The organism is Pseudomonas sp. AL 58, from assembly GCF_036348395.1.
Lineage (GTDB): Bacteria > Pseudomonadota > Gammaproteobacteria > Pseudomonadales > Pseudomonadaceae > Aquipseudomonas > Aquipseudomonas defluvii.
The window spans coordinates 109,773-134,624 of the sequence record NZ_JAZBQR010000004.1 but is presented as its reverse complement, the minus strand read 5'-3'; the positions used below and the strand labels follow the sequence as shown (position 1 = coordinate 134,624).

The 24,852-nt window shown below is 61.4% G+C and carries 21 protein-coding genes; 6 read left to right on the top strand and 15 right to left on the bottom strand.

Annotated features, from left to right (window positions below; all coding sequences use genetic code 11):
* The first annotated feature begins 27 nt into the window (after positions 1-27).
* The 3 genes from UIA24_RS05980 to UIA24_RS05970 are packed head-to-tail and all read left to right on the top strand — an operon-like array spanning position 28 to position 5,224.
* Positions 28-1,119 carry an efflux RND transporter periplasmic adaptor subunit gene (locus UIA24_RS05980; protein ID WP_330522419.1) on the top strand — a complete coding sequence of 364 codons (1,092 nt, stop codon included), beginning with the start codon at positions 28-30 and terminating at the stop codon, positions 1,117-1,119.
* Positions 1,116-2,180: an efflux RND transporter periplasmic adaptor subunit gene (locus UIA24_RS05975; protein WP_102052476.1), complete on the top strand. Its 1,065-nt coding sequence runs from the start codon at positions 1,116-1,118 to the stop codon at positions 2,178-2,180. Before UIA24_RS05980 ends, UIA24_RS05975 begins: the two co-directional genes overlap by 4 nt.
* The gene (locus UIA24_RS05970; RefSeq protein WP_102052475.1) at positions 2,177-5,224 is read left to right on the top strand and encodes an efflux RND transporter permease subunit; all 3,048 of its coding nucleotides are present in this window, start codon (positions 2,177-2,179) and stop codon (positions 5,222-5,224) included. The genes UIA24_RS05975 and UIA24_RS05970 overlap by 4 nt, the downstream gene beginning before the upstream one ends.
* Before the next feature lie 80 nt (positions 5,225-5,304).
* Here the strand turns inward: UIA24_RS05970 and UIA24_RS05965 are convergent, their stop codons facing one another.
* From UIA24_RS05965 to UIA24_RS05915, 11 genes are all read right to left on the bottom strand, one after another.
* On the bottom strand, positions 5,305-5,949 hold the full coding sequence (locus UIA24_RS05965) for a methionine ABC transporter permease (protein ID WP_099776246.1): 645 nt from the start codon (positions 5,947-5,949) through the stop codon (positions 5,305-5,307).
* Entirely contained in the window at positions 5,939-7,066 is a 1,128-nt protein-coding gene (locus UIA24_RS05960) for a methionine ABC transporter ATP-binding protein (RefSeq protein ID WP_330522418.1), read from the bottom strand. The genes UIA24_RS05965 and UIA24_RS05960 overlap by 11 nt, the downstream gene beginning before the upstream one ends.
* A 1-nt stretch (position 7,067) precedes the next feature.
* Complete coding sequence (locus UIA24_RS05955; RefSeq protein WP_330522417.1) at positions 7,068-7,874, bottom strand: MetQ/NlpA family ABC transporter substrate-binding protein; 807 nt, start codon at positions 7,872-7,874, stop codon at positions 7,068-7,070.
* Positions 7,867-9,264 (bottom strand): LLM class flavin-dependent oxidoreductase, encoded by a 1,398-nt coding sequence (locus UIA24_RS05950; protein WP_330522416.1) that lies wholly within the window; start codon positions 9,262-9,264, stop codon positions 7,867-7,869. Before UIA24_RS05950 ends, UIA24_RS05955 begins: the two co-directional genes overlap by 8 nt.
* On the bottom strand, positions 9,264-10,469 hold the full coding sequence (locus tag UIA24_RS05945) for an SfnB family sulfur acquisition oxidoreductase (RefSeq protein WP_330522415.1): 1,206 nt from the start codon (positions 10,467-10,469) through the stop codon (positions 9,264-9,266). Before UIA24_RS05945 ends, UIA24_RS05950 begins: the two co-directional genes overlap by 1 nt.
* Before the next feature lie 19 nt (positions 10,470-10,488).
* Positions 10,489-11,730, bottom strand: coding sequence for an SfnB family sulfur acquisition oxidoreductase (locus UIA24_RS05940; protein WP_330522414.1), 1,242 nt, complete (start codon positions 11,728-11,730; stop codon positions 10,489-10,491).
* A 205-nt stretch (positions 11,731-11,935) separates the two neighbouring features.
* Positions 11,936-12,643 (bottom strand): hypothetical protein, encoded by a 708-nt coding sequence (locus tag UIA24_RS05935; protein WP_330522413.1) that lies wholly within the window; start codon positions 12,641-12,643, stop codon positions 11,936-11,938.
* A 184-nt stretch (positions 12,644-12,827) separates the two neighbouring features.
* On the bottom strand, positions 12,828-13,589 hold the full coding sequence (gene tcyN, locus UIA24_RS05930) for an L-cystine ABC transporter ATP-binding protein TcyN (protein WP_102052468.1): 762 nt from the start codon (positions 13,587-13,589) through the stop codon (positions 12,828-12,830).
* A 4-nt stretch (positions 13,590-13,593) separates the two neighbouring features.
* Positions 13,594-14,262 carry a cystine ABC transporter permease gene (tcyL, locus tag UIA24_RS05925; protein WP_330522412.1) on the bottom strand — a complete coding sequence of 223 codons (669 nt, stop codon included), beginning with the start codon at positions 14,260-14,262 and terminating at the stop codon, positions 13,594-13,596.
* Positions 14,259-15,053, bottom strand: coding sequence for a cystine ABC transporter substrate-binding protein (gene tcyJ / locus UIA24_RS05920; protein ID WP_330522411.1), 795 nt, complete (start codon positions 15,051-15,053; stop codon positions 14,259-14,261). The genes tcyL and tcyJ overlap by 4 nt, the downstream gene beginning before the upstream one ends.
* 117 nt (positions 15,054-15,170) lie before the next feature.
* On the bottom strand, positions 15,171-16,175 hold the full coding sequence (locus tag UIA24_RS05915; protein WP_330522410.1) for a D-cysteine desulfhydrase: 1,005 nt from the start codon (positions 16,173-16,175) through the stop codon (positions 15,171-15,173).
* A gap of 190 nt (positions 16,176-16,365) precedes the next feature.
* On the opposite strand from UIA24_RS05915, the gene epsC reads away from it, so the two are divergent.
* Entirely contained in the window at positions 16,366-17,298 is a 933-nt protein-coding gene (gene epsC, locus UIA24_RS05910) for a serine O-acetyltransferase EpsC (protein ID WP_330522409.1), read from the top strand.
* Positions 17,299-17,500: 202 nt separating this feature from the next.
* On the top strand, positions 17,501-19,462 hold the full coding sequence (betT, locus tag UIA24_RS05905) for a choline transporter BetT (protein WP_330522527.1): 1,962 nt from the start codon (positions 17,501-17,503) through the stop codon (positions 19,460-19,462).
* 73 nt (positions 19,463-19,535) lie between these two features.
* On the opposite strand, the gene tauD is transcribed toward betT, so the two are convergent.
* The 4 genes from tauD to tauA are packed head-to-tail and all read right to left on the bottom strand — an operon-like array spanning position 19,536 to position 23,046.
* Entirely contained in the window at positions 19,536-20,369 is an 834-nt protein-coding gene (gene tauD, locus UIA24_RS05900) for a taurine dioxygenase (protein WP_065760083.1), read from the bottom strand.
* Positions 20,370-20,425: 56 nt separating this feature from the next.
* Positions 20,426-21,265: a taurine ABC transporter permease TauC gene (tauC, locus tag UIA24_RS05895; RefSeq protein ID WP_330522408.1), complete on the bottom strand. Its 840-nt coding sequence runs from the start codon at positions 21,263-21,265 to the stop codon at positions 20,426-20,428.
* A complete protein-coding gene (tauB, locus tag UIA24_RS05890) occupies positions 21,262-22,056 on the bottom strand; it encodes a taurine ABC transporter ATP-binding subunit (protein WP_330522407.1) in 795 nt (264 codons plus the stop codon). The genes tauC and tauB overlap by 4 nt, the downstream gene beginning before the upstream one ends.
* Before the next feature lie 12 nt (positions 22,057-22,068).
* The gene (gene tauA / locus UIA24_RS05885; protein WP_330522406.1) at positions 22,069-23,046 is read right to left on the bottom strand and encodes a taurine ABC transporter substrate-binding protein; all 978 of its coding nucleotides are present in this window, start codon (positions 23,044-23,046) and stop codon (positions 22,069-22,071) included.
* A 466-nt stretch (positions 23,047-23,512) separates the two neighbouring features.
* Here tauA and UIA24_RS05880 point away from each other — a divergent pair, with 466 nt between their 5' ends.
* Positions 23,513-24,838 carry an OprD family porin gene (locus UIA24_RS05880; RefSeq protein ID WP_330522405.1) on the top strand — a complete coding sequence of 442 codons (1,326 nt, stop codon included), beginning with the start codon at positions 23,513-23,515 and terminating at the stop codon, positions 24,836-24,838.
* Positions 24,839-24,852 lie beyond the last annotated feature (14 nt).

The following is a 24,852-nucleotide window of genomic DNA, read 5'->3' as shown; positions in this document are numbered from 1 at the left end:
TTCGACTGGGTATCGCAAGGAGCTCGCATGCCGGTGTCGCGTCCAAACCTGATCGTCTGCCTGGGACTAACGTTGCTACTGGGTGCCTGTGGCGAGAAAGAAACCATTGAGTCGCAACGCCCGCGTGTTGTGGTTCAGGTTGCCGAAACCAATGATTACGCTGCCGCAGCGACGCTGACGGGCGATATCCAGGCACGTGTACAGACTGAGTTGTCGTTCCGGGTGGGCGGCAAGATCATTTCCCGCAGTGTCGATGTCGGTGACCGGGTGACGGCCAAGCAGGTGCTGGCAAGGCTTGACCCCAAGGACCTGCAGACCGCCGTCGATTCGGCCGCTGCACAGGTGTTTGCCGAGCAGGCACGTGTCACCCAGGCCAGTACGGCGTTTGCCCGGCAGCAAAAGCTGCTGCCAAAGGGCTACACCAGCCAGAGCGAATACGACACCGCCGAAGCCGCCCTGCTCAGCAGCCGCAGCGCACTGAAGGCTGCCGAGGCGCAGTTGGCCAGTGCTCGTGAGCAGTTGAGTTATGCCGCACTTGTAGCCGATACCGCAGGCGTCATCACCGCGCGTCAGGCCGAAGTCGGGCAGGTGGTTCAAGCGACAATGCCCATTTTCAGCCTGGCTGCCGATGGCCCGCGCGACGCGGTGTTCAACGTGTATGAGTCGCTGTCGGTTGACCCACGTAATGACCGGCGTGTGACCGTTCGTATGGTCGATAACCCGCAGGTGCAGGCCTCGGGGCGGGTGCGTGAGGTTAACCCGACCGTCTCGGCGCAGAGCGGTACTGTGCAGGTAAAAGTCGGGCTGGACTCGACTCCCAAGGGCATGGAGCTGGGCTCCGTGGTCAGTGCCAGCGTGAATGCTGCGGGTAAAACAAGTGTCGAGCTGCCTTGGGCGGCCTTGACCAAGGCGCTGCATGATCCAGCTGTCTGGGTGGTCGACAAGGACGGCAAGGTCAACTTGCAGTTGGTGACCGTCAGCCGCTACCTGACCGGCAAGGTGGTGATCGCGGAGGGGCTGAAGGGCGGTGAGACGGTGGTCGTGGCCGGTGGCCAGACCTTGCACCCTGGTGCAGTGGTCGAGGTGGTTCCGGCAAGTGCTGAAGGGGTGGCGCCATGAAATCTGTTGCGATCCTTATCAGCACCTGCCTGTGCCTGGTTGCCTGCACCGAGGAACACAGTGAGGAGCCTGTGCGCCCGGTACTGACGTTGCGGGTCACGACACAGGACACTCAACAATGGGGGCGCTATGCCGGGAGCATCCAGGCCCGCTATGAAACCAACCTGGGTTTTCGGGTGGGTGGACGAATCGCTCAGCGTCATGTGGATGTTGGCACCGAGGTGGCCAAGGATGCCTTGCTGGCCACGCTTGACCCGACCGATCAGCGTAACCAGTTGCGCGCCGCCGAGGGTGACCTCGCCAAGATCCAGGCCCAATTGATCAATGCCCAGGCCAATGCCCGACGCCAGCAGCAGTTGTACGACCGGGGGGCCGGCGCGCTGGCCCAGTTGGATATTGCCCAGACCAACCTGAAGACCACCAAGGCTGCCCTGGACCAGGCCAGTGCGGCGTTCAGGCAGGCGCGTGACCAGCTCGGCTACACCGAGCTGCACACCGACCATGGGGGCGTTGTGACGGCCTGGCAAGCCGAAGCCGGACAGACCGTTACCGCCGGCCAACCCGTGGTCACCTTGGCCCGTCCTGACGTCAAGGAGGCGGTCATCGACCTGCCGACAACACTGGCTGAACAGTTGCCCAAGGGCTTGCGTTTTCATGTCGAGGCGCAGCTTGACCCCAGTACCCAAACGTCCGCTTCGCTGCGTGAGCTTGAGCCGCAGGCCGATGCGGCGACCCGAACCCGTCGCGCCCGTCTGACCCTGGCCGAGGCGCCGATCGGCTTCCGTCTGGGGACGGCGATCAGTGTCTCTCTGAGTTCGGCCGTAGCGCCACGTGTGGAGCTACCCGTCAGCGCTGTGCAAGAGGCTGACGGCCAGAGCCGGGTATGGGTGGTCGACGAGCAGCAGCAGACCGTCTCGCCCCGTGAGGTCAAGGTACTTGAGCGTAACGACGATAGGGTCGCGTTGGCGTCGGGGGTGCAGGTTGGTGAGCGAGTGGTCAGTGCCGGGGTACACAGCCTGAAGCCGGGGCAAAAGGTCAAACTTGATGAGGTGGGCCCATGAAAGGGAGCTTCAACCTGTCCGAATGGGCGCTCAAACACCAGTCGTTCGTCTGGTACCTGATGTTCGTATCCCTGTTGATGGGCGTGTTCTCCTACCTGAACCTGGGCCGGGAAGAAGACCCTTCCTTTGCCATCAAGACCATGGTCATCCAGACCAGTTGGCCGGGTGCGACCCAGGATGAGACCCTCAATCAGATCACTGACCGGATCGAAAAGAAGCTCGAAGAACTGGACTCTCTCGATTATGTGAAAAGTTACACCCGCCCGGGTGAGTCGACGGTGTACGTCAACCTGCTCGACACCACCAAGGCCGAGGACATCCCGGATATCTGGTACCAGGTTCGCAAGAAGATCCAGGACATCAAGGCCGATTTTCCCAAGGGGGTTCAGGGGCCGGGTTTCAACGACGAGTTTGGCGACGTGTATGGCTCCATCTACGCCTTTACTGCTGATGGGCTGACCATGCGGCAGTTGCGCGACTATGTCGAGCAAGTGCGTGCCGAGATTCGTGCGGTACCGAATCTGGGCAAGGTGTTGATGATCGGCGCGCAGGACGAAGTGCTTTACCTGAATTTCTCCACCCGCAAGATGGCCGCATTGGGCATAGACCGGCGTCAGGTATTGCAGGCTCTGCAAGCGCAGAACGCGGTAACGCCTGCAGGCATCATCGAGGCGGGGCCTGAGCGGATTTCGGTGCGCACCACAGGCCAGTTTGCCTCCGAGAAAGACCTGGAACAGGTGAGCCTGCGTCTCAACGATCGCTTTTACCGGTTGGCTGACATTGCCGATATCAGCCGCGGTTACGTCGACCCGCCGACGCCGATGTTCCGCTTCAATGGTCAGACGGCGATTGGCCTGGGCGTCGGCATGAAGTCCGGCGGTAACATGCAGGTATTCGGTGAGGCCCTGCACAAGAAGATGGAGGAAGTGATCGCCGACCTGCCGGTGGGCGTCGGGGTACATACCGTCTCGGATCAGGCGGTGGTGGTCGAAGAAGCCGTTGGTGGTTTTACCAGTGCGCTGTTCGAGGCGGTGGTGATCGTGCTGGTGGTGAGTTTCATCAGCCTTGGCATCCGTGCCGGGTTGGTGGTGGCGTGTTCGATCCCGCTGGTATTGGCCATGGTCTTCGTGTTCATGGAGTACAGCGGTATCACCATGCAGCGGATCTCTCTGGGGGCTTTGATCATTGCTCTGGGGTTGTTGGTGGACGATGCCATGATTACCGTCGAGGTGATGGTCACCCGCCTGGAAATGGGCGAGACCAAAGAGCAAGCGGCGACCTTCGCCTACACCTCGACGGCGTTCCCGATGTTGACCGGCACGCTGGTGACGGTTGCCGGTTTCGTGCCCATTGGCCTTAACGCCAGCTCGGCGGGTGAGTACACCTATACCTTGTTTGCGGTGATTGCCGCATCCCTGCTGGTGTCATGGGTGGTTGCCGTGCTGTTTGCCCCGGTGCTGGGTGTGCATATCCTCAATGCCAAGGTGAAGGCCCACGACAAGAAAGCCGGGCGCTTTGACAAGGCGTTCCAGAACGGTTTGCTTTGGTGCATGCGCCATCATTGGCTAACGATCATTGCCACGGTGCTGCTGTTTGCGCTGTCGTTGTTCGCCATGCGATTCGTGCAGAACCAGTTCTTTCCGGCCTCGGACCGCCCTGAGTTTCTTATCGACTTCAACCTGCCGCAGAATGCCTCGATCGAAGAGACCCGAAAGGCGGTTGACCGCTTTGAAGCAACGCTCAAGGGTGATCCGGATATCGTTCACTGGAGCAGTTACATTGGCCAGGGCGCGATCCGTTTCTACTTGCCGCTGGACCAACAACTGGTCAACCCCTACTTTGCCCAGTTTGTCATCGTCAGCAAGGGCTTTGAGGAGCGAGGGGCGTTGATGGCCCGCTTGCGGGAACGGCTGAAAACCGATTTCGTCGGCATCAGTACCTACCTGCAGTCGCTTGAGATGGGGCCACCCGTGGGCTGGCCGATCCAGTACCGGGTCAGTGGTTCGGACATCGATCAGGTTCGGCGGCATGCCATCGGGCTGGCGACCTTGCTTGATAGCAACCCGAACATCGGCGAGATCATTTACGACTGGAACGAACCGGGCAAGGTCATGCGTATCGACATTGCTCAGGACAAGGCCCGGCAGTTGGGGCTGTCTTCCGAAGATGTCGCCAGCATCATGAATGGTATTGTCAGCGGTGCGGCGGTGACACAGGTGCGTGACAACATTTACCTGATCGACGTGATCTCCCGCGCCGATGACAATGAGCGTGCCTCGCCACAGACCCTGCAGAACCTGCAGATCCTCAGCCCTAATGGCACCTCGATCCCGCTGCTGGCGTTCGCGACCGTGCGCTATGAGCTGGAGCAGCCGCTGGTCTGGCGTCGCGACCGCAAACCGACCATTACCGTGAAGGCAGCGGTCAGCAGTGAGATTCAGCCCACCGATCTGGTCAAGCAGCTCAAGCCGCAGATCGATGAATTCGCCGGCAAGTTGCCAGCGGGCTATCAGGTGGCCACCGGCGGTACGGTGGAGTCCAGCGCCAAGGCCCAGGCGCCAATTGCCAAGGTTGTGCCACTGATGCTGTTCCTGATGGCGACCTTTCTGATGATCCAGCTGCACAGCGTGCAGAAGCTCTTCCTGGTCGTCAGCGTCGCCCCGTTGGGGTTGATTGGCGTGGTGCTGGCGTTGGTGCCGACCGGTACGCCGATGGGCTTCGTGGCGATCCTGGGGATCTTGGCGTTGATCGGTATCATCATCCGTAACTCGGTGATTTTGGTGACGCAGATTGATGAGTATGAAGCCCAGGGCTATGGCCCGTGGGAGGCCGTCATGCAGGCGACCGATCACCGACGTCGGCCGATCCTGCTGACGGCCGCCGCGGCGAGTCTGGGCATGCTCCCGATTGCGCGAGAAGTGTTCTGGGGGCCGATGGCCTACGCGATGATCGGCGGGATCATCATCGCAACCTTGCTGACGTTGCTGTTCCTGCCGGCGCTGTATGTGGCCTGGTTCAAGATCAAGGAGCCGAAACACGCTTGACTGTACGGAGGTGCGGCGCGCGTGGCAGGTACAGTAGTACGCGGCGACTGTATCGCGGGCAAGCCCGCTCCCACAGGGGGTCAGCGTTTGTTCAGGCCCTTGGCCAGGCGGTCGCCGCCCAACTGGATCAGTGCCACCAGCACCACCAGCATGACGATGACGGTCAGCATGATCTGGCTGTCGAAACGCTGGTAGCCGTAACGGTAGGCGATGTCGCCCAGGCCGCCCGCGCCGATGGCCCCGGCCATCGCCGAGGAGTTGATCATGGTGACCAGGGTGATGGTAAAACCGCCGACGATGCCTGGCAGGGCTTCAGGCAACAGTACATGCCAGACAATGTGCCAGCGTCGGCAACCCATCGCCTGCGCCGCCTCGATCAAACCATGATCGACCTCGCGCAGGCTCACCTCGGCGATCCGTGCGAAGAAGGGGGTTGCGGCAATGGTCAGCGGTACCACTGCTGCCCAAACGCCGTAGGTGGTGCCAACGATCAGGCGGGTGAAGGGGATCAACGCCACCATCAGAATCAGAAACGGTATCGAGCGGAACAGGTTGACGAAGGCGCCGAGCACCCGGTTGACGGTCGGTGCCTCGAAGATCCCACCCTTGCCGCTGGTGACCAGAATCACCGCCAACGGGATGCCGGCAAGCAGGGCGATCAGCGAAGACACACCCACCATCAGCAAGGTATCGAGTACACCCTGTAGCAGACGATCAAACCACATATCCGAGTACCTCCACCTGTGCGGCCCAGCCTTGGGCGCGTTCGATCACGTTGTCGTGGCTATGCGGTGATTGCTCCACCGAAATCACCAACTGGCCCAGGGGCCTTCCCTGAATCGACTCAATGCCACCCTGCAAGAGGCTGACCCGGCCACCCAGCGCACTGAACAGTGTCGACAACTGCGGTGCATGCTTGTCCCGGCCACTGACCCGCAAGCGCAGTACAAGCGCCGCCTCAGGGCCGGGTGCTTGTGCCTGGAGGCGGGCTTGCAGGTGCGCGGGGAGGGCCGGTTGCAGTGGCGCCAGCAAGGTCTTGCTGACGTCGTGCTGTGGCTCGCCAAACACTTGCCAGACGGCGCCCTGCTCGACGACATGGCCCCTTTCCAGCACCACCACGCGGTGGCAGATCTCGCGGATCACGGCCATCTCATGGGTAATCAGCACGATGGTCAGGCCCAGGCGCTGGTTGATATCGCGCAGCAGGCCAAGGATCGACTCGGTGGTCTCCGGGTCCAGTGCCGAGGTTGCTTCGTCGCAGAGCAGGATTTCGGGGTCCTGGACCAGCGCCCGGGCAATGCCGACGCGCTGCTTTTGCCCTCCGGACAACTGTGCCGGATAGACATGGTGTTTTTCCTGCAAACCGACCAGCTCCAGCAACGCAGCGACCTTGCGCTGGCGTTGCTCCTTTGGCACACCGGCTACCTTCAGTGGCAACTCGACGTTCTGCCAGACGGTTTTGGCCGACATCAGGTTGAAGTGCTGGAAGATCATGCCGATGCGACGACGCAGGTTCACCAGACGGTCTTCGTCGAACTCACCGATGTCGACCTGGTCGATCAGTACCCGCCCGCTGCTCGGTTGCTCCAGGCGATTGATGGTGCGGATCAGCGACGACTTGCCCGCGCCGCTGCGGCCGATGATGCCGAAGATCTCGCCACGCTGGATGTTCAGGTCGATGTCTGACAGCGCCGGGGTGGCTTGCCCCGGGTAGGTCTTGTTCAGGCCGATGAAACGGATATGGGCTGTGCTCAGCTCCGGGTGCAGGGCCCTTTGCTGAGCGTTTTGAGGCGGCGCGAACGGTTGCGCGTCCAGCGCCAGGCGGGCGTTGGCGGCACTCATCTCAACGCTCCCAGCCAGGCTGATAGAGCTTGCCGTAGGCCTTGTCCAACGCGCTATGAACGACCGGCGAGTGCTGGTAGATATCAATGAACCTGGCCAGGCGCGGGTCATCTTTGCTCTGTGGTTTGATCACGAATTGAATCACGTATTCCTTGTGATCCAGGCCGTCGAACAGCAACGCGGAGTTGGCATCGAAGGTGTTTGCCAGGCGAATGTAGTGCGGATAACCCTGCACCAGGTCGGCATCATCGTAAGCCCGTACCAGTTGCACCGCTTCGACCTGAAGAATCTTCAGCTTCTTCGGGTTGGCGACGATGTCATCTTCAGTCGCCTTGTAGCCGACACCTGGCTTGAGGGTGATCAAGCCTGCCTTGGCCAGCAACTGCAGGCCGCGTCCGCTGTTGATCGGGTCGTTGGCAATCGCGACGCTGGCGCCTTCAGGCAGTTCGTCGAGGCTTTTGTAGCGCTTCGAGTACAGCCCCACGTTGTTGATGATCCCGGGTGCATACGGCACCAGGTCGAAACCCGCCGCGTGCTTGGCGTTTTCCAGGAACGGGACATGTTGGTAATAGTTAACGTCGATGTCACCGTTGGCGAGGCTGACGTTCGGTGCGATCCAGTCGCTGAACTCGATCAGTTCCACCTTGAGCCCCTGTTTCTTGGCTTCGCTGACGGCGGCTTCCAACGGCGGAGCGAAGGCCGCAGTGGTGCCGACTTTCAGCGGGGCGTCGTTTGCCTGTGCCGCACCAAACAGGCCGAGGGTCAGGGCGATGGCCGCAACAGGGCGGGCCAGAACGGTCTTAAGCATGCTGTAGCGCTCCAATTGGTTGGACGGTTGTTTCAGAAGGGCTGCGGTAGCTGGCCCCGGTGTGCTGGTCAGGCAGTCGGGCGCTGCCGCCAAAGAGTTTTTCCCGCAGGCTGCCGTCTTCGTAGGTGGTTTTGTACGAGCCACGGCGTTGCAGCTCGGGTATGACCAGGTCGATGAAGTCGACATAGCTTTCCGGGGTGACCGTGCGCGCCAGGTTGAAACCGTCCAGGCCGGTTTCGTCGATCCAGGCTTCCAGCTCATCGGCAACCTGGGTTGGTGAGCCGACCAGGGTGATGTAGCGCCCGCCGAGGGCGTGTTGTTTGAGCAGCTTGCGGCGGGTCCAGTCGTTGTTCTGCAGGTTTTTCGTGGCCGACTGGATGGCGTTGTTTTTTTCGTACTGGATCGGTTCGTCCAGGTCGTACTTGGCAAAGTCGATTCCGGTTGAGCTGGCAAAGTGCGCAACCCCGGCTTCGGCGCTGGCGTAGCGCAGGTACTCAGCCTGCTTGGCCCGTGCTTTCTGCTCGCTCTCGGCAACGATGACCGTCAGGCCCATGAACACCTTGATCGACTGCGGGTCGCGCCCGGCGGCGACCGCTGCGGCCCGCACCTTGTCGACCTGGGCCCGCGTCGCGGCTTTGTTCTGGCCACTGATGAACACGCACTCGGCGTGCTGCCCGGCAAAACTCAGGCCGCGTTCGGAACTACCGGCCTGGAACAGCACCGGGGTCCGTTGCGGAGAGGGCTCGCAGAGGTGATAGCCCTCGACGCGATAGAACTCGCCGTGGTGCTGTACCTTGTGCACTTTGTCTGGCCGGGCATAGACCCGTTGCTGTGGATCGTTGACCACCGCATTGTCTTCCCAGCTGCCCTCCCAGAGTTTGTAGAGCACCTGCAGGTACTCATCGGCCTGGTCGTAGCGGCGGTCATGCTCCGGTTGGGCGTCCAGGCCCATGGCTTTTGCCGCGCTGTCGAGGTAGCCGGTGACAATGTTCCAGCCAACCCGACCGCGGCTCAGGTGGTCGAGCGTGGAGAGCCGTCGAGCAAACAGATAGGGGGGCTCGTAGGTCAGGTTGGCCGTCAGGCCAAAGCCCAGGTTACGGGTGACTGCGGCCATGGCGGACACCAGCAGCAGCGGGTCATTGACCGGCAACTGGATGGCCTCCTTGAGCGTGACGTCCAGCGATTGCTGGTACACGTCATAGACGCCAACGATGTCAGCGATGAATAGCCCGTCGAACAGTCCGCGCTCAAGCAGTTTGGCCAGGTCGGTCCAGTACTCCAGTGTGTTGAACTGGGTGGAGGTATCCCGTGGGTGTGTCCACAGCCCATGGTTGATGTGCCCGATGCAGTTCATGTTGAAGGCATTGAGCAGGATCTTTTTCTTCGCCATCAGATGGTCCCCCGCAGTGGTGGGTTTTCATCGTTGAGGTAGTAGTTGCCGATGGCGTGGTACTTCCAGCGCACCGGATCGTGCAGGGTATGGGTGCGGGCGTTGCGCCAGTGCCGGTCAAGGCCATGTTCGGCCAGTGTGGCCTGGCTGCCTGCCAGCTCAAACAAGGTGCTGCCGGCGGCCAGCGAGATTTCGGTGCTGATGGCTCGTGCTTCGGCAACTGCAATGGAGGCGGCGGCAACGGTGTCGGCATTGGTTTCGGCCTGCGCCCTGTCGAGGTATTCACCCGCGCGCTCGAGCAGTGCCTCGGCGGCGTGCAGACGAATTGCCAGGTGCCCGAAGGCCTTCAGGCTCAACGGGTCGTCGGTGGCTTTTTCGATACCCGAGTCGATCCAGGGCCGTGTGCGTGTACGCACGAACTGCAGGGCATCTTCATAAGCGGCGCGGGCGATGCCCGTGTCGATCGCAGCGTGGAGAATCTGCGCCAGTGGCCCGACGGGTGTTGGCCGCTCGAAGGCGCTTTGAAACGGCACGATATCGTCGGCCGCTACCTGCACGTTGTCGAACACCACCGAACCACTGCCGGTGGTGCGTTGGCCGAAACCACTCCAGTCGTCGATGACATTCAGGCCCGGGCTGTTGGCTGGAACGAAGGCCAGGTGCTGTTCACCGTGCTCGTCGACCACCGAGGTCGGAATACGTTGAGCATACAGCGCACCGGTGGCGTAGAACTTGCGGCCATTGATGCGCCAGTGTTCGCCTTCACGGCTCAGTGCGGTGGTGCGGTCATGGGCGGTTTTGGTGCCCAACTCAGCCAGGGCATTGCCGAAGCGCTGGCCTGCGAGTACCTCGGCATACAGGCGCTGCTGCTGCTCAGGGCTGCCGTTGACGCGCAGCACTTCCAGTGCATAGAAGTGGTTCTGCGGGATCTGGCCGAGCGACGCGTCGGCCTGGGCAATACGGCTGATAACCTTGGCCAGGGTGACGTTGGACACCCCGGCACCACCGTAGGCTTTCGGGACCGTGATACCCCACAGGCCAGAGCGCGAGAACAACGCCAGTTCGGCATGCGGCAACTGCCGCTCGCGGTCGCGCAGGATGCTGTCCTGACGCAATTGTTGGGCGATATCCTCGGCGATCTGCAAGGCCTGGGCATCAGTGTGGATAACCGCAACGCTGGCGTGCGGTGGTGACAAAAGGCTCATAGAGGCTCCAGTGGTCTGGTCAGATCCAGGAATGCCGGGCAGGCAGGGTACCGTTGAGGTAATAGGCGCCGACGGCGTGGTATTTCCAGCGCACCGGGTCATGCAGGGTATGCACACGGGCATTGCGCCAATGCCGGTCGAGGTTGAACTCGGCCAGGCTGGCCCGGCTACCGGAGAGCTCGAAGAGTTTCTCGCTGGCCTGCAGGGAAATTTCCGTGGTCAACACCTTGGCCTCGGCCACGGCGATGGAGGCCCGAGCGGCCGCCTCGGCGTCAATCGGTGCGGCACTCACTGCATCCAGCACGCGGGCGGCCTTGCTCAGCAGCGCCTGGGCCGCGTGCAGTTCAAGCTGCAGGCGACCAATGTCGGCGATCACGTAGGGGTCGTCGCTTGCGCGTTCGACCTTGGCATCGATCCATGGGCGAGCACGTTCGCGCACAAAGGCGATGGTGTCGGCGAGCGCCGCTTCGGCGATCCCGGCATCGATGGCGGCCTGGATCAATTGCGAGACGGCGCCCTGAATATTCGGGCTTTCACCGATCCGCCAGTTATCGACGACCAGCTCCGCGTCGACCGGAACCTTGTCCAGCAGGACGGTGCCGCTGGCGGTGGTGCGTTGGCCGAAGCCAGACCAGTCATCGACAATGCGCAGCCCCGGGCTGCCCCGGCGTACAAACGCCATGACCTGACGGCCTTCATCATTCAGCGCTTTGACCGCGACCCAATGGGCGTACAGGGCGCCGGTCGAGTAGAACTTCTGCCCGCTGATAACGTAACCGTCGCCTTGGCGGGTAATGCGCGCCTTGAGCTCCAGGGTGTTCTTGGTGCCGCGCTCCGGGCCGGCATTGCCGATGCGCCAGCCGTTCAGCACGCTGGTGAACAGCAGGGCTTTCTGCGGCTCGGTTGCTGCGCCTTGCAGCAGTTGCAGGATGCCGACCTGATTTTGCGGGATCTGCCCGAGCGCAGGGTCGGCGGCGCTGATGATGCGAAACACCTCGGCCAGGGTCTGAAACGAGACCTGCGGGCCACCATAGGCCCGGGGGATCGTGATACTGCCCAGGCCGCTGTGGGTGAAAATTTCGATTTCACTCCAGGGCAGCTTGCGTTGCTGATCGCGTTTGGCTGCCTGGGTGCGGGCGACTGCGGCCAGTTCGTGGGCTGCCTGCAAGGCTTCGGCGTCAGTGCGCAGAACCTTGGCCGGCAAGAGTAATGGGGCGCTGTCCAGGTCGCTGTGGACTGTGGTGATTGCCAGACTGGACATTTCAGTACCGCTCCTTGGCTGCACTCAATGCCCTGGCGTTACGCACTGGGGTGATTGTGTTCCTGACCATACCTACCTCACTGATGGGAAAGTCGCCGCGGGTGCGGCGACGGAACAAGCGTGGGTCCGGTGGTCCGGTTTATATACCTTAATTGTTTGTAAAAATTAAATGAACGAACTTTTGGGAATATACATAGAAGGGAGGTCAGGGGCGGCTGTTGTAAACCTTCACCTGCAGGGGAGCAGCCCATTGCGAGCTGTTACCCACGCGGTCAAGGACGCAGTAACTGATGTCGAGAAAGTCGTCCGCTCCGGCTTCGATGACCAGCGCCCTGGGGATTTCGCCATGCACGGCGAGGCCGATAGCGTCAGCGCCGAGTGCAGGCAGGTCGAGGCGCACGTCACCCCAGCGAAGGGTGATTTCATCGCCTTCGGCCATGTTCAGGTAAGGGGCGATGCGAAAGGGCAGCGTTGGCCCCAGGCGCTGCAGGTCGAGGCCATGGCGAACAATTGCAGGGGCCAGGCTCAGCGGGGCGAGCGCCGGGTTTTCGGTGGTTTCGCACAGGGTCTCACCACCAGGGCAGGCCAGTTTGATGAGCACCTGCAGTGACGGTGACTTTACAGGCCGGCACCCGGGCTTGAGCAGGCGATAGTGCACGCGGTTCGCGCCTGGGCGCAGCAGCGTGCGGGGTACCTGGAAACTGATGTGCTGGTCGAGGTCGTCGGCCGAAAGCTGGTGTGCGGCAACGAAGCAATTGCCCCAGAACAGTTCCAGCACGTCACCCGTTTGCATGGCCGCATTGGTGTGGATGCAGGCACGCAGGTTGCTGGCAGCGGCCAGGCCAATGCCCTCATGGGCAACGTCGGGGAGGGCAGGAGGGGGCAGTTCAGTTCCTTTGGCTGCACAGTGCATGGTGATGTTCCCGTACGAAGTAAATGAGTGGTCGAGGACGACGTTGCTCAGGTTTATTGGCGAGTACGGGAAGCGAGTCAAGGCATGCGGGCGCCGCCTTGGGCTGGGTGCAGGATCTTCGGAGACGTCCTACTTCGAGGGGGAAACCAGGGTGTTCGTCGGGTGCAAAAGTCGTCGTCCTGGCTCAGGGCTGCGAGGCGTGCATACCGAGGAACTTGCCAAGGAATTGCCGGGTGCGCTCTTCCCTGGGATTGGCAAAGAGTGCCTTGGCTTCACCCTGCTCGACGATGACCCCCTTGTCGAAAAAAATCACCCGATTGGCGACGTCGCGGGCAAAGCCCATTTCGTGGGTGACGATGATCATCGTGCGCTTTTCTTCGGCCAGGCTGCGGATGGTGGCCAGCACTTCGCCAACCAGTTCCGGGTCGAGGGCCGAGGTCGGCTCGTCGAACAGAATCACTTCGGGCTCCATTGCCAGTGCCCGGGCAATGGCTACCCGTTGTTGCTGGCCGCCGGACAAGCGTCTCGGATAGGCATTTTCCTTGTCGCCCAGACCGACTTTCTGCAACAAGGCACGGCCCAGGGTGATGGCCGCATTGCGTGGGGTTTTCTTGACCACGATGGGGCCTTCGATAACGTTTTCCAGCGCCGTGCGGTGGGGAAACAGGTTGAAGTTCTGGAACACGAAACCGACGTGCTGGCGCAGTTGGCGGATCAGGCCCTGTTGCTGTTTCAGCGGACGGTTGCCGTCAATCTCGATGTCGCCGACGCGAATGCGACCGCTGCTGGGGGTTTCCAGCAGGTTCAGACAGCGCAGGAAGGTGGTCTTGCCCGAGCCGCTGGGGCCGATGATGGCAATCACTTCACCGGCGTTGACGGTGAGGTTGATACCGGCCAGTACGGTCTGGCCGTTGAACTGCTTGGTCAGGTGCTCTACGACGATCATGCGCTCAGGACTCCAGGTCGTGCCGGTTGACCTGCGCTTCAAGGCGGTGCTGCAGGTGGGCGAGGAGGCTGGACAGTACCCAGTAGATCAGTGCTGCCGCCAGGTACAGGGTGAACACCTCGAAGGTGCGTGCGGTAATCAACTGCGCCTGACGAAACAGCTCCGGCACCTGGATGGTCGCGGCCAGCGCCGTGTCCTTGACCAGGGAGATGAAGCTATTGCCCAGTGGTGGCAAGGCGGTGCGCGCCGCCTGTGGCAGGATCGCTCGGCGCATGGCCTGGCTGCGGGTCATGCCGATGCTGGCGGCGGCTTCCCATTGGCCGCGGTCGATGGAACTGATGGCCGCCCGCAGGATTTCGCAGGCATAGGCGGCCATGTTCAGCGACAAGCCGATCAGTGCCGCCGGCAGTGGGTCGAGTTCCAGGCCCAGTTGCGGCAGGCCGTAATAGATCACGAACAGTTGGACCAGCAGCGGTGTGCCGCGAAAAAACGACACGTAGACGCGGGCAGTCCAGCTAAGCACTTTCAGCGATGACAGCCGCATCAGCGCCAGGCCGAACCCCAACAGCAAGCCGAAGAACATGCCGCCCAGGCTCAGGCCTACGGTGAAGTACGCGCCCTTGAGCAGAAAGGGCGCGGAATCCAGCGCCAGCTGGAGGCTGTCGGCAATCATTTTGTGACGTCAGCGTTGAACCATTTCTGCGACAGCTTGGCCAGGGTGCCATTGGCCCGAAGTGTGTCGATGGCCTTGTTGATCGCCTCAAGCAGCTCCGGCTCACCTTTGCGCAATGCAACACCGGATTCCTGGCGGGAGAAGGCTTCACCGGTGACGGCGGTGTCCTTGGCCTTGGCGACCAGCTCGAATGCGGCCAGGCGGTCTACCAGAATGGCGTCGATACGGCCGACCCGCAGGTCCTGGTATTTGGTGGGGTCGTCGTCGTAGGTCTTGATGATGGCTTTCGGTACGTTGTCCTTGAGCCATTGCTCGTAGTTGGTACCCAGGCCTACACCGACTTTCTTGCCGGCCAGATCGGCGGCGGTCTTGATGCTGCCTTCGTTCTTTTTCAGGGTCAGGGCCTGAATGCCGGAGATGGTGTACGGGGTCGAGAAGTCGTACTTCTTCTTGCGCTCCTCGGAGATGGTCACCTGGTTGATCACCACGTCCAGGCGCTTGGACTCAAGGGCCGCGAGGATGCCGTCCCACTTGGTTGGCTGCAGCTTGGCTTTTACCCCAAGCTCCTTGGCCAGGGCTTCGGAGAAGTCCACTTCAAAGCCGGCGAGCTTGCCGTCATTGTCGACGAAACTGAACGGTGGGTAGGTGCCTTCCAGGCCGACCTTGAGTGTGCCGCTGTCCTTGATCTGTTGCAGTTGCTCCCCGGCGATGGCCTGGCCCAGCAGGCTGGCACCGAGTAGCAGGCCCAGACTGGCACCGAGAACCTGTTTCGTCAGAACGGAAATCTTCATGGCTAGCCCCTCTGTTGTTATGGGTGTGGCGGTGACTATAGGGGTGGCACTAATAGATCCTTAAATAATATTAATTTGTTTATTTATTCCTTTAAATTCTATTTGGATGCCACCCGTTCATGGGTTCCAGACTTCAGGGTAGGCGAATAACGCCGGTGCCCCACCGGTGTGCAGAAAAATCAGCGGGCCGGCCTCGAAACGCTGGCGGGTAATACCGTCAAGCAGGCCTGCCATGGCCTTGCCGGTGTAGACCGGGTCGAGCAGCAGGCCCTCGTGGCTGGCCAGTTCGCGTATCGCCGCGAGTGTGCCTGCGTTTGGCTCGCCATAGCGCGGGGCGAAGTATTCATCCCAGAGGGTGACCTTGAAGCGCTCCGGCAGCTGCACACCGAGCAGCTCGGCAGTGCGCTCGGCGAGCCCTTGTACCTTGGGTCGCTGGGCTTCGTCGGTACGCGACACGGTGACGCCGATGACCGGCAATTGCGGCAGCACCGAGGCCAATCCCAGGGCCAGGCCGCTGTGGGTGCCGGCACTGCCGGAGGCCAGCACCACCCCGGCAAAGGTTTCGCCGCTGCGCTGGATCTGCGCGGCCAGCTCCAGGCCTGCGCGCACATAGCCCAGGGCGCCGAGGGCATTGGAGCCGCCGATGGGTACCTGATAGGGTTTGCGGCCACTGGCATGCAGGCGCACCGCCAAGGACTGCAATTGCTCATCGGCGTTATCGAGGTTGTCGACCATCTCGACCTTGGCCCCGAACAGGTCCAGCAACAGGCGGTTGCCGTTGCCCAGGTAACTGGCTGAATCGGTACCGATGGGGTTTTCCAGCAGGGCGACACAGCCCAGCCCGAGGCGTGCCGCCAGGGCAGCGGTCTGGCGCACGTGGTTGGACTGGATCGCGCCCGCGGTGATCAGGGTGTCGGCACCTTTGGCCAGGGCATCGGCGGCCAGGTATTCAAGCTTGCGCAGTTTGTTGCCACCGAATGCCAGCGGCGTCAGGTCGTCGCGTTTGACATAGATGGCGCGGCCTGCCCACGTGGACAGTCGCTCGAGTTTTTCCAGTGGCGTGGGCCCGCTCAGCAGTTCAAGGCGGTTGAAGCGAGCGAGCTGGCGTTCGAGTTCGGTCATGGGAAGTTGTGCCTGACAAAAAATCGAGTATAGGCAGCAGGTGGCGTTCGGCGAATAGCTCGGCTTATGCCCCCGGTATAGCGGATTGGAATAAAGGGTTATTTTTTCCAGCGACGCCAATTGCCGTAAAGTGGTCAGCTATCAGGCGAGCATTCCAATCCAGCAGCTGCCGCGTGGCAGGAGAGCAACCGTGAGCGAGAACGCGCAAACAGGGCAATGGCAATTGCAGGGTATCGTCGGCCAGCTACGTGCTGCCCGTGATCAGTGGCGCAGCCGCAATGGCCGCAGCAGTGGGGAGCAGGGCGGGCGCGAATTACCCTCGCGTGAAGCCATGCGGCAGATCCTTGAGCAGTTGTGTGGCGCGTTGTTCCCGATGCGCCTGGGCCCGGTCGACCTGCGTGAAGAGAGCGAAGACTTTTACGTGGGGCATACCCTCGACACAGCCCTGACCGCGCTGCTCGCGCAGGCCCGTCTGGAGCTGCGCTATGTTGCGCGTCAGGGCAAGGCGGACCCGGCACAGGTCGATGCCACCGCCTTGCGTCTGATCCAGGATTTCGCCGCGGCCCTGCCTGGCCTGCGCAGCCTGCTCGACACCGACGTGTTGGCGGCGTACCACGGCGACCCGGCGGCCCGCAGTGTCGATGAAGTCCTGCTGTGCTACCCCGGTATCCTTGCAGTGATTCATCACCGTCTGGCGCACCACCTGTACCGTGCAGGCTTGCCGCTGCTGGCGCGGATCAGCTCGGAAATCGCCCACTCGGCCACGGGTATCGACATCCACCCCGGCGCGCAGATCGGCCCGAGCTTCTTCATCGATCACGGTACCGGTGTGGTCATCGGTGAAACCGCAATCATCGGTGAGCGGGTACGGATCTATCAGGCCGTGACCCTGGGTGCCAAACGCTTCCCGGCCGACGAGTCTGGCCAATTGCAAAAGGGCCACCCGCGCCATCCGATCGTCGAGGACGATGTGGTGATCTATGCCGGCGCCACCATCCTTGGCCGAATCACCATCGGCAAGGGCTCGACCATTGGCGGCAACGTCTGGTTGACCCGCAGCGTGGCACCGGGCAGCAACTTGACCCAGGCCAATCTGCAGCATGATGACGGGACGCAGAAGTAGGCGGGCTTCCAGACCGGTTGGGTCGCATCTGAGCGCCATCCATGTTTAACTTGAACGCTCGTTCAAGTTAAACGGTGGTCCGCTGCCGGTGTTCAACAGGAGGAAACCCTTTGCTGAACCCGTTCAATCCAACCCTTTCCACGCGTCGTGAGGTGCACTGCCTATGAGTGCATCCACGCCTGTCCCGACCAGCAAGATCCGCATGAACCCGCCGGTGTTCTACTTCGCGGCAAGCTTCATTCTGTTGTTTGGCCTGGTGGTGATCGCCAACCCCACGGCCGCCGGTGAGTGGCTGTTGGCCGCACAAAACTGGGCCGCCAATACGGTTGGCTGGTACTACATGTTGGCGATGACGCTGTACCTGGTCTTCGTGGTGGTCACCGCCTTGTCTGGCTACGGCAAGATCAAGCTCGGTGCCGACCACGACGAGCCCGAGTTCAGTTACCTGTCATGGGCCGGCATGCTGTTCGCCGCCGGTATCAGCATTACCCTGTTCTTCTTCTGCGTCTCCGAACCGCTCACCCACTTGCTTCAGCCACCTCAAGGCGAGGCCGGCACGGTCGAGGCCGGGCGCCAGGCCATGCAGTTGCTGTTCCTGCATTGGGGCCTGCATGGCTGGGGTGTTTTTGCCTTTGTCGGTATGGCCCTGGCGTATTTCGCCTACCGGCACAACCTGCCATTGGCCCTGCGTTCGGCGCTGTACCCGCTGATCGGCAAGCGCATCAACGGGCCGATAGGCTATGCAGTGGATGGCTTCGGCATCATCGCCACGGTGTTCGGCCTGGGGGCGGACATGGGCTTTGGTGTCCTGCACCTGAACGCCGGCCTGGATTACCTGTTCGGTATTTCCCATAGCCATTGGGTGCAAGTTGCACTGATCACGCTGATGATGGGCGCCGCAGTGGCTGTTGCCGTGGCCGGTGTGGACAAGGGCGTGCGGGTGATGTCCGACATCAACATGCTCCTGGCCTGTGGGTTGCTGTTGTTCGTGCTGTTCGCCGGCCCGACACAGCACCTGTTCAACACGCTGATCCAGAACCTGGGTGATTACCTCGGTGCTTTGCCGCGCAAGAGTTTCGATGTCTATGCCTACACTCAGGCCAACGACTGGCTGGGTAACTGGACGGTGTTCTACTGGGCCTGGTGGATTGCCTGGGCGCCCTTTGTCGGCCTGTTCATTGCGCGTATCTCGCGGGGCAGGACGATCCGTGAATTCGTCTTTGGTGTGCTGCTGATTCCACTGGGCTTCACCCTGGCCTGGATGTCGATCTTCGGCAACAGTGCCCTGACCCAGGTGCTTGACCATGGCATGGCCAGCCTGGCCCAGTCGGCCCTCGACAACCCGTCGATGACCCTCTACCTGTTGCTGGAAACCTACCCGTGGAGCAAGGCGGTGATCGCCATCACGGTGTTCATCAGTTTTGTCTTCTTCGTCACCTCGGCCGACTCCGGCACCGTGGTGCTGTCGACCTTGTCCGCCCGTGATGGCAACGCCGATGAAGATGGGCCGAACTGGCTGCGGGTGTTCTGGGGTGCCATGACCGGGCTGATCACCATTGGCCTGCTGTTCGCGGGCAGTATCGACTCGCTCAAGTCAGCGGTGGTACTGACCTCGTTGCCCTTCTCGGTGATTCTGCTGGCCATGATGTGGGGGCTGCACAAGGCGTTTTACCTGGAGTCGCAGCGGCAGATTGCCCAACTGCATTCCCTGGCCCCATTCGCCACTTCACGACGTGGTCGCGGTGGCTGGCGTCAACGTTTGAGCCAGGCCATTCACTTCCCGTCGCGGGATGAGGTCTATCGGTTCATGGATGACGTGGTGCGCCCGGCGATTGCCGAGGTCACCGAAGTGTTTGCCGAGAAAGGCCTGGCGGTGATTTCCCAGGAAGACCCGAGCCACGACAATGTCAGCCTGAAGATCGGCCATGGTGAAGAGCAGCCGTTTATCTATCAGGTGCAGATGCGCGGCTATTTCACACCGTCCTTTGCGTTGGCAGGGCTGGGTACGCAAGAGTTGAAGAACCGTCGCTACTACCGTGCGGAAGTGCACCTGAGTGAAGGCAGCCAGGATTATGACCTGGTGGGCTACAGCAAGGAGCAGATCATCAACGACATCCTCGACCAGTACGAACGGCACCTGCAGTACCTGCACCTGGTGCGCTGAGCCCGCTGCCTGCAACCTGCTGGACAGGTGGCAGCCATCTTGCCCTTTTACCGGGAGATGGCTGCCGCGAGGTTCAGAACGGTGCGTCGCCCAGAATCGTCGCCCGGTGCATCACGCGCCGCTGCGGACGGTAATCGTCTACCGCGTAATGCTGGGTGACGCGGTTGTCCCAGAATGCCACGTCGTTTTCCTGCCAGCGCCAGCGAATGGTGAATTCGGGGCGGGTGGCGTGGGCGAACAACAGGGCGAGCAGCGCCTTGCTCTCTGCCTCACTGAGCTCGTTGATGCGGGTCGTGAAACCCTCGCTGACAAACAGTGCCTTGCGCCCGCTGACCGGATGGGTTCTGACCACTGGATGTGAAAGCGGCGGGTTGGCGCGGCGGGTCGCCTCCCAGCGTTCGCGGTCTTCGGCGGTTGTGCCAAAACGTTCCAACGGAAACGACTGGGTGAAGTCATGGGTCGCGGTGAGGCCGTCGAGCATCTGCCGCAAGGGTGCCGAAAGGGCCTCAAAGGCGGCGATGCCGCTGGCCCACAGGGTGTCTCCCCCATAAGCCGGCAACTGCTTGGCACTGAGCACCGCGCCCATCGCCGGGGTTGCCAGGAAGGTCACGTCGGTATGCCAGACGGCGTTGTCGCGCACGTCGGTGACCGCCGTGTCGAGCACCAGCACCTCTGGTGTCTCAGGGACATTAGGGTAGATCGGGTGAATGTGCAGGTCGCCAAAGTGCGCAGCGAAGCGTGCTTGCTGGGCAGGCGTCAGCGGTTGATCACGGAAGAACAGTACCTGGTGCTTGAGCAACGCCTGCTCGATGGCGTCACGTTGCTCGGCATTGATCTCAACACTCAGGTCAATGCCGCTGATCTGTGCGCCCAGTGCCGGGCTCAATGGGGTAATGGTCAGGCTCATAGGGGTCTCGTTCGGTTCGGCGCCGAGCTGTCGGCGTGGTCAGTGTCGGTGCGCGATCAATGGCTCTGGCCGTGCCAAGGCACCAGTTTGCGTTGCAGTGCACGCAGGCTCATCTCAAGGGCGAAGGCGATCAGGGCGATAACCAGAATGCCCAGTACCACCACATCGGTGACCAGAAACTGTGCCGCTGATTGCACCATGAAGCCCAGGCCGCTGGTGGCGGCGATCAGTTCGGCGGCAACCAGGGTCGACCAGCCGACACCCAGGCCAATACGCACGCCGGTAAGAATGTCCGGCAGTGCGCTGGGCAGAATCACATGGCGAATCAGCTGTGCCCGTGTAGCACCCAGCGACTGTGCAGCGCGCAACTTGGTCGGGTCGACCGTGCGCACGCCAGTGGCGGTGGCGATGGCAATCGGGGCGAAGATCGCCAGGTAGATCAGCAGCACTTTCGACAGCTCGCCGATACCGCACCAGATCACAATCAGGGGCAAATAGGCCAGTGGGGGAATGGGCCGGTAGAATTCGATCAGTGGGTCGAGAATGCCCCGTGCAATCCGGTTGTGGCCGATGGCGATGCCAATCGGAATGGCGCTGACAATCGCCGCACCCAGGGCCAGGCCGATACGTCCGAGGCTGGCGCCCAAATGTTGCCAGAGGGTCGACTCCATGTAGCCCTGGGTCAGCAGTAACCAGGCTTTGGACAACACCGCGGCAGGCGAGGGCAGGAACAGCGGTTCGATCCACTCGGCTGCCGTGACGGCCCACCAGACGGCCAGCAGGCTGATCAGGGTCAGGCCGCTGATCCAGCGGGTGCTCAGGCTGCGGCGTGCTGCCGTAGTGTGGGCCAAGGGTTTGGCGGCTTTTGCGGCCAACGGAACGTCCAGGCTGCTCATGCGGACTCCTGCCGCGTGGCGGCGCTGCGTTGTGAGAACACCCGTGCCAGCACATGCTCGCGGGTTTCGATAAAGCGTGGATCGGATTTGATCGCCCGGGCCGATTCACCGGCGGCGTAACGTCGCCCGAAGTCCAGCGGCAGGCGCTCGACAATCCGCCCCGGATGGGGGGCCAGCAGCACGAGCTCGGTGGCCAGGAACACTGCTTCCTCAATGTCGTGGGTAATCAGGAACACCGGCTTGGCGGTACGCTGCCACACCTGCAGCAGCAACTCCTGCATCTGCTCGCGGGTGAAGGCATCCAGTGCGCCGAAGGGTTCATCCATCAGCAGCACCCGCGGGTCTGCGGCCAGCGCACGGGCCAGGCCCACACGCTGCTTCTGCCCACCGGACAGCTGCCAGATACGCCGGCTGCCAAACCCGGCAAGGTCAACCAGGGCGAGCATTTCGCGGGCCTTTTGTTCCCGTTGCGCACGTGGCAAACCGGCCAGCTCCAGGCCGAAGGCAACGTTGCTCAGCACGTCCTGCCAAGGCAGTAGCGCGTCGTCCTGGAACACCACCCCGCGCTCGGCGCCAGGGCCTTGCACCGGCTTGCCGTCGAGGGTGATGCGCCCGGCACTGGGCGCAACGAAGCCGGCGATCAGGTTCAGCAGCGAGGTCTTGCCGCTGCCGGAAGGGCCCAGGGCCACCAGCAACTGCTGTGGGCCCAGGCTCAGGGAGATGTCGGCCAGTACCGGCTCGGCCGCACCGGGGTACTGTGCGCTGATGCGCTCCAGCTCAAGCAATGCCATGACAGGCTCCGATCAGTTGGCGATGAATTTGGCGCTGACGTAGGGCGAGTAGTCCGGCAGTACCGCCTCGACCTTGCCTTGCGCCTTGAGGAAGGTGGCGGTGTCGGTGATGGCCTGGGTGGTCGGTGCGCCGAGGGCTGCGATCTGGTCATTGGCCAGCGGGAAAACGTTGCCCTGAAGCAGCGCCGGGATATCGGTAGCCTTGGCCCCGGACAGTTTCACCAGCTTGTCGACGTTGCTTTGGTCGGCAAGCCAGGCTTGTGGGTCTTTGCGGTACTCGGCGTAGGCGTCCAGGGTGACCTTGGCGAAGGCTTTGACGATTTCTGGGTGTTTGGCGGCAAAGTCCTTGCGCACGATCCAGGCGTCGAAGGTGGGTGCACCGGTCTTGGCCAGTTCGCCGGAGGTGATCAGCACCTTGCCGTTTTCCTTGGCCACACCCAGTGCCGGGTCCCAGACGTAGGTGGCGTCGATGTCACCACGTTTCCAGGCAGCAATGATGGCGGGCGGCGCCAGGTTGAGGATCTGTACCTTGGCCGGGTCGATGTTCCACTGCTTCAGCGCGGCCAACAGGCTGTAGTGCCCGGTGGAGACAAACGGCACGGCGATTTTCTTGCCGACCAGGTCTTGCGGCGAATTGATCCCCGCACCGTCGCGAGCGACCAGTGCTTCGGCGGCGCCAATCTGGGTGGCGATCAGGAAGGTTTCCACCGGCAGCTTGCGGGTCGCGGCCGCCGCCAGAGGGCTTGAGCCCAGGTAGCCGATCTGCACATCACCCGAGGCTACGGCGGTGATCACGTCGGCCCCGCTGTCGAACTTGCGCCAGTCAATGCTGGCCTTGCTGGCTTTTTCATAGTCGCCGTCAACCTGGGCGACTTTCGCCGGGTCAACGGTGGTCTGGTAGGCCACGGTCAGGTCGGCCGCCTGGGTGAACCAGCTGGCACCGGCCAGGGTCAGTGCGGCGAACAGGCGCAGCGGCGTATGCAGGGGCATGGACAACTCCTTCTCAGGCGGAGGGTGATGGGCGATTGAGAAGAAGGCTAAATGATCTAAGAAAATTAAAATAAATAACTTTTAGGAATTAGCTTAGGAGCCAATTGCTGTAAGGCGTTTGCGTGGCTGGGGGAGGGGGCGTTGCTTTGGCGATGGGCTGACCACGGTCAACCTCGCCATTGCACGGGTGGGAGAGGATTGAAATGGCTGCACGGAAAGGCAGGGAGAGAAAAATTCTATTTTTATGTCAGAAAAATCTTAAAACGTCATAAATAATTCTTTTTAGATTTATAGGATAGTCATTATTCTTCGGCGCAAACCGGACGCATTAGACCAAAGTCTTGAAATGAATGGTTACGATTGACTCGAACCACACCCTTTGGTGCTAATCGGCTATCGACGTCGAGCGAGGCAAAAGACCCCGCCGACAGAGAATCACAAGAATTAGAAATGAAAGGAGCAAAAAATGTACAAGTCCACCTTGGCACTTGCCGTGGCCCTTGGGGTTCTGGCTCAACAAGCAGGTGCTGCCGGTTTCGTTGAAGACAGCAAGCTGTCTGTCAGCTCGCGCACCATGTATTTCGATAACGACAACCGTGAAGAGCACAACAAAGACCAGCGCGAATCAGGTCAGGGCTTCAAGCTCGACTATCAGTCGGGCTTCACCGAGGGCACGGTGGGTTTTGGTTTTGATGCTCAAGCTGTGTGGGGTATTCACCTGGATGGCGGCAAAGGCCATCACCCGGATAACAGCAGCTTTTTCCCTAGCGATACTGACCGTTCGGCTGTAGGCCAGTGGGCGCGCATCGGCGGCAACGCCAAGGCACGTTTCTCCAAGACCGAAGCCCACCTCGGTGGCGCACTGGCACCAAACCTGCCAATCCTGGTGGCCAACGACGGCCGTCTGCTGCCGCAAACCTTTGAAGGTGGCATTGTCACCTCCAAGGAAATCGACAACGTCACCCTGACTGGGGGTCAACTTGAGCACGCCATGGGCCGTGCTTCGAGCAACAGGACCGGCCTGTCGGTTGCGGGCGCGACGCAGGACAGCAACAAGTTCCAGTTCGGCGGCGCCGACTGGAAGGTCACCAAAGACCTGACCCTGCAGTACTACTACTCGAACCTGGAAGATTTCTACAAACAGCACTTCCTGGGCCTGGTTCACGTCTACCCGATTGCGAACGACCAGTCGTTCAAGACCGACCTGCGCTACTTCGACAGCAGCTCGGATGGCAAGAACGGCCAAGCCGGTTACGAGTTCAAGAACAACGGTGGTTACGGTAAGAACAACGAGGTCGATAACAAGACCTGGAGCGCCATGTTCACCTACACCCTGGGCGGACACTCGCTCATGCTCGGTCACCAACAAGTTAGCGACGACGGTGGTTTCGTCTGGCTGAACCAAGGTAACGTTACCGATGGCGACGGTAGCTTTGAGGGTGCAGGCGGCTCCAGCTTCTACCTGTTCACTGACAGCATGATCAACCAGTTTGCGCGTGCCGGTGAAAACACCACCTTCGGTCAGTACGCTTATGACTTCGCTCGCCTGGGAGTTCCAGGCCTGAAGACCTCGATTGCCTACCTGCGTGGCGATGACATTCGTAACAAGAGCGGAAATGGCAGCTACAACGAGTGGGAACGTGATGCACGTATCGACTACGTGATTCAGGAAGGTACCCTCAAGGGGCTGGGCGCTAGCCTGCGCCACGGTATGTACCGTGGCAGCGGTGAAAGCAGCGCCGATCAGGACCAAACCCGCCTGATCTTCAACTACACCTACACCTTCATGTAAGTGTCAGTAGAGAA

Coding starts and splice junctions, on each gene's coding strand:
- UIA24_RS05980 (WP_330522419.1), top strand. CDS start 28: ATGCCGGTGTCGCGTCCAAACCTGATCGTCTGCCTGGGACTAACGTTG.
- UIA24_RS05975 (WP_102052476.1), top strand. CDS start 1,116: ATGAAATCTGTTGCGATCCTTATCAGCACCTGCCTGTGCCTGGTTGCC.
- UIA24_RS05970 (WP_102052475.1), top strand. CDS start 2,177: ATGAAAGGGAGCTTCAACCTGTCCGAATGGGCGCTCAAACACCAGTCG.
- UIA24_RS05965 (WP_099776246.1), bottom strand. CDS start 5,949: ATGTGGTTTGATCGTCTGCTACAGGGTGTACTCGATACCTTGCTGATG.
- UIA24_RS05960 (WP_330522418.1), bottom strand. CDS start 7,066: ATGAGTGCCGCCAACGCCCGCCTGGCGCTGGACGCGCAACCGTTCGCG.
- UIA24_RS05955 (WP_330522417.1), bottom strand. CDS start 7,874: ATGCTTAAGACCGTTCTGGCCCGCCCTGTTGCGGCCATCGCCCTGACC.
- UIA24_RS05950 (WP_330522416.1), bottom strand. CDS start 9,264: ATGGCGAAGAAAAAGATCCTGCTCAATGCCTTCAACATGAACTGCATC.
- UIA24_RS05945 (WP_330522415.1), bottom strand. CDS start 10,469: ATGAGCCTTTTGTCACCACCGCACGCCAGCGTTGCGGTTATCCACACT.
- UIA24_RS05940 (WP_330522414.1), bottom strand. CDS start 11,730: ATGTCCAGTCTGGCAATCACCACAGTCCACAGCGACCTGGACAGCGCC.
- UIA24_RS05935 (WP_330522413.1), bottom strand. CDS start 12,643: ATGCACTGTGCAGCCAAAGGAACTGAACTGCCCCCTCCTGCCCTCCCC.
- tcyN (WP_102052468.1), bottom strand. CDS start 13,589: ATGATCGTCGTAGAGCACCTGACCAAGCAGTTCAACGGCCAGACCGTA.
- tcyL (WP_330522412.1), bottom strand. CDS start 14,262: ATGATTGCCGACAGCCTCCAGCTGGCGCTGGATTCCGCGCCCTTTCTG.
- tcyJ (WP_330522411.1), bottom strand. CDS start 15,053: ATGAAGATTTCCGTTCTGACGAAACAGGTTCTCGGTGCCAGTCTGGGC.
- UIA24_RS05915 (WP_330522410.1), bottom strand. CDS start 16,175: ATGACCGAACTCGAACGCCAGCTCGCTCGCTTCAACCGCCTTGAACTG.
- betT (WP_330522527.1), top strand. CDS start 17,501: ATGAACCCGCCGGTGTTCTACTTCGCGGCAAGCTTCATTCTGTTGTTT.
- tauD (WP_065760083.1), bottom strand. CDS start 20,369: ATGAGCCTGACCATTACCCCATTGAGCCCGGCACTGGGCGCACAGATC.
- tauC (WP_330522408.1), bottom strand. CDS start 21,265: ATGAGCAGCCTGGACGTTCCGTTGGCCGCAAAAGCCGCCAAACCCTTG.
- tauB (WP_330522407.1), bottom strand. CDS start 22,056: ATGGCATTGCTTGAGCTGGAGCGCATCAGCGCACAGTACCCCGGTGCG.
- tauA (WP_330522406.1), bottom strand. CDS start 23,046: ATGCCCCTGCATACGCCGCTGCGCCTGTTCGCCGCACTGACCCTGGCC.
- UIA24_RS05880 (WP_330522405.1), top strand. CDS start 23,513: ATGTACAAGTCCACCTTGGCACTTGCCGTGGCCCTTGGGGTTCTGGCT.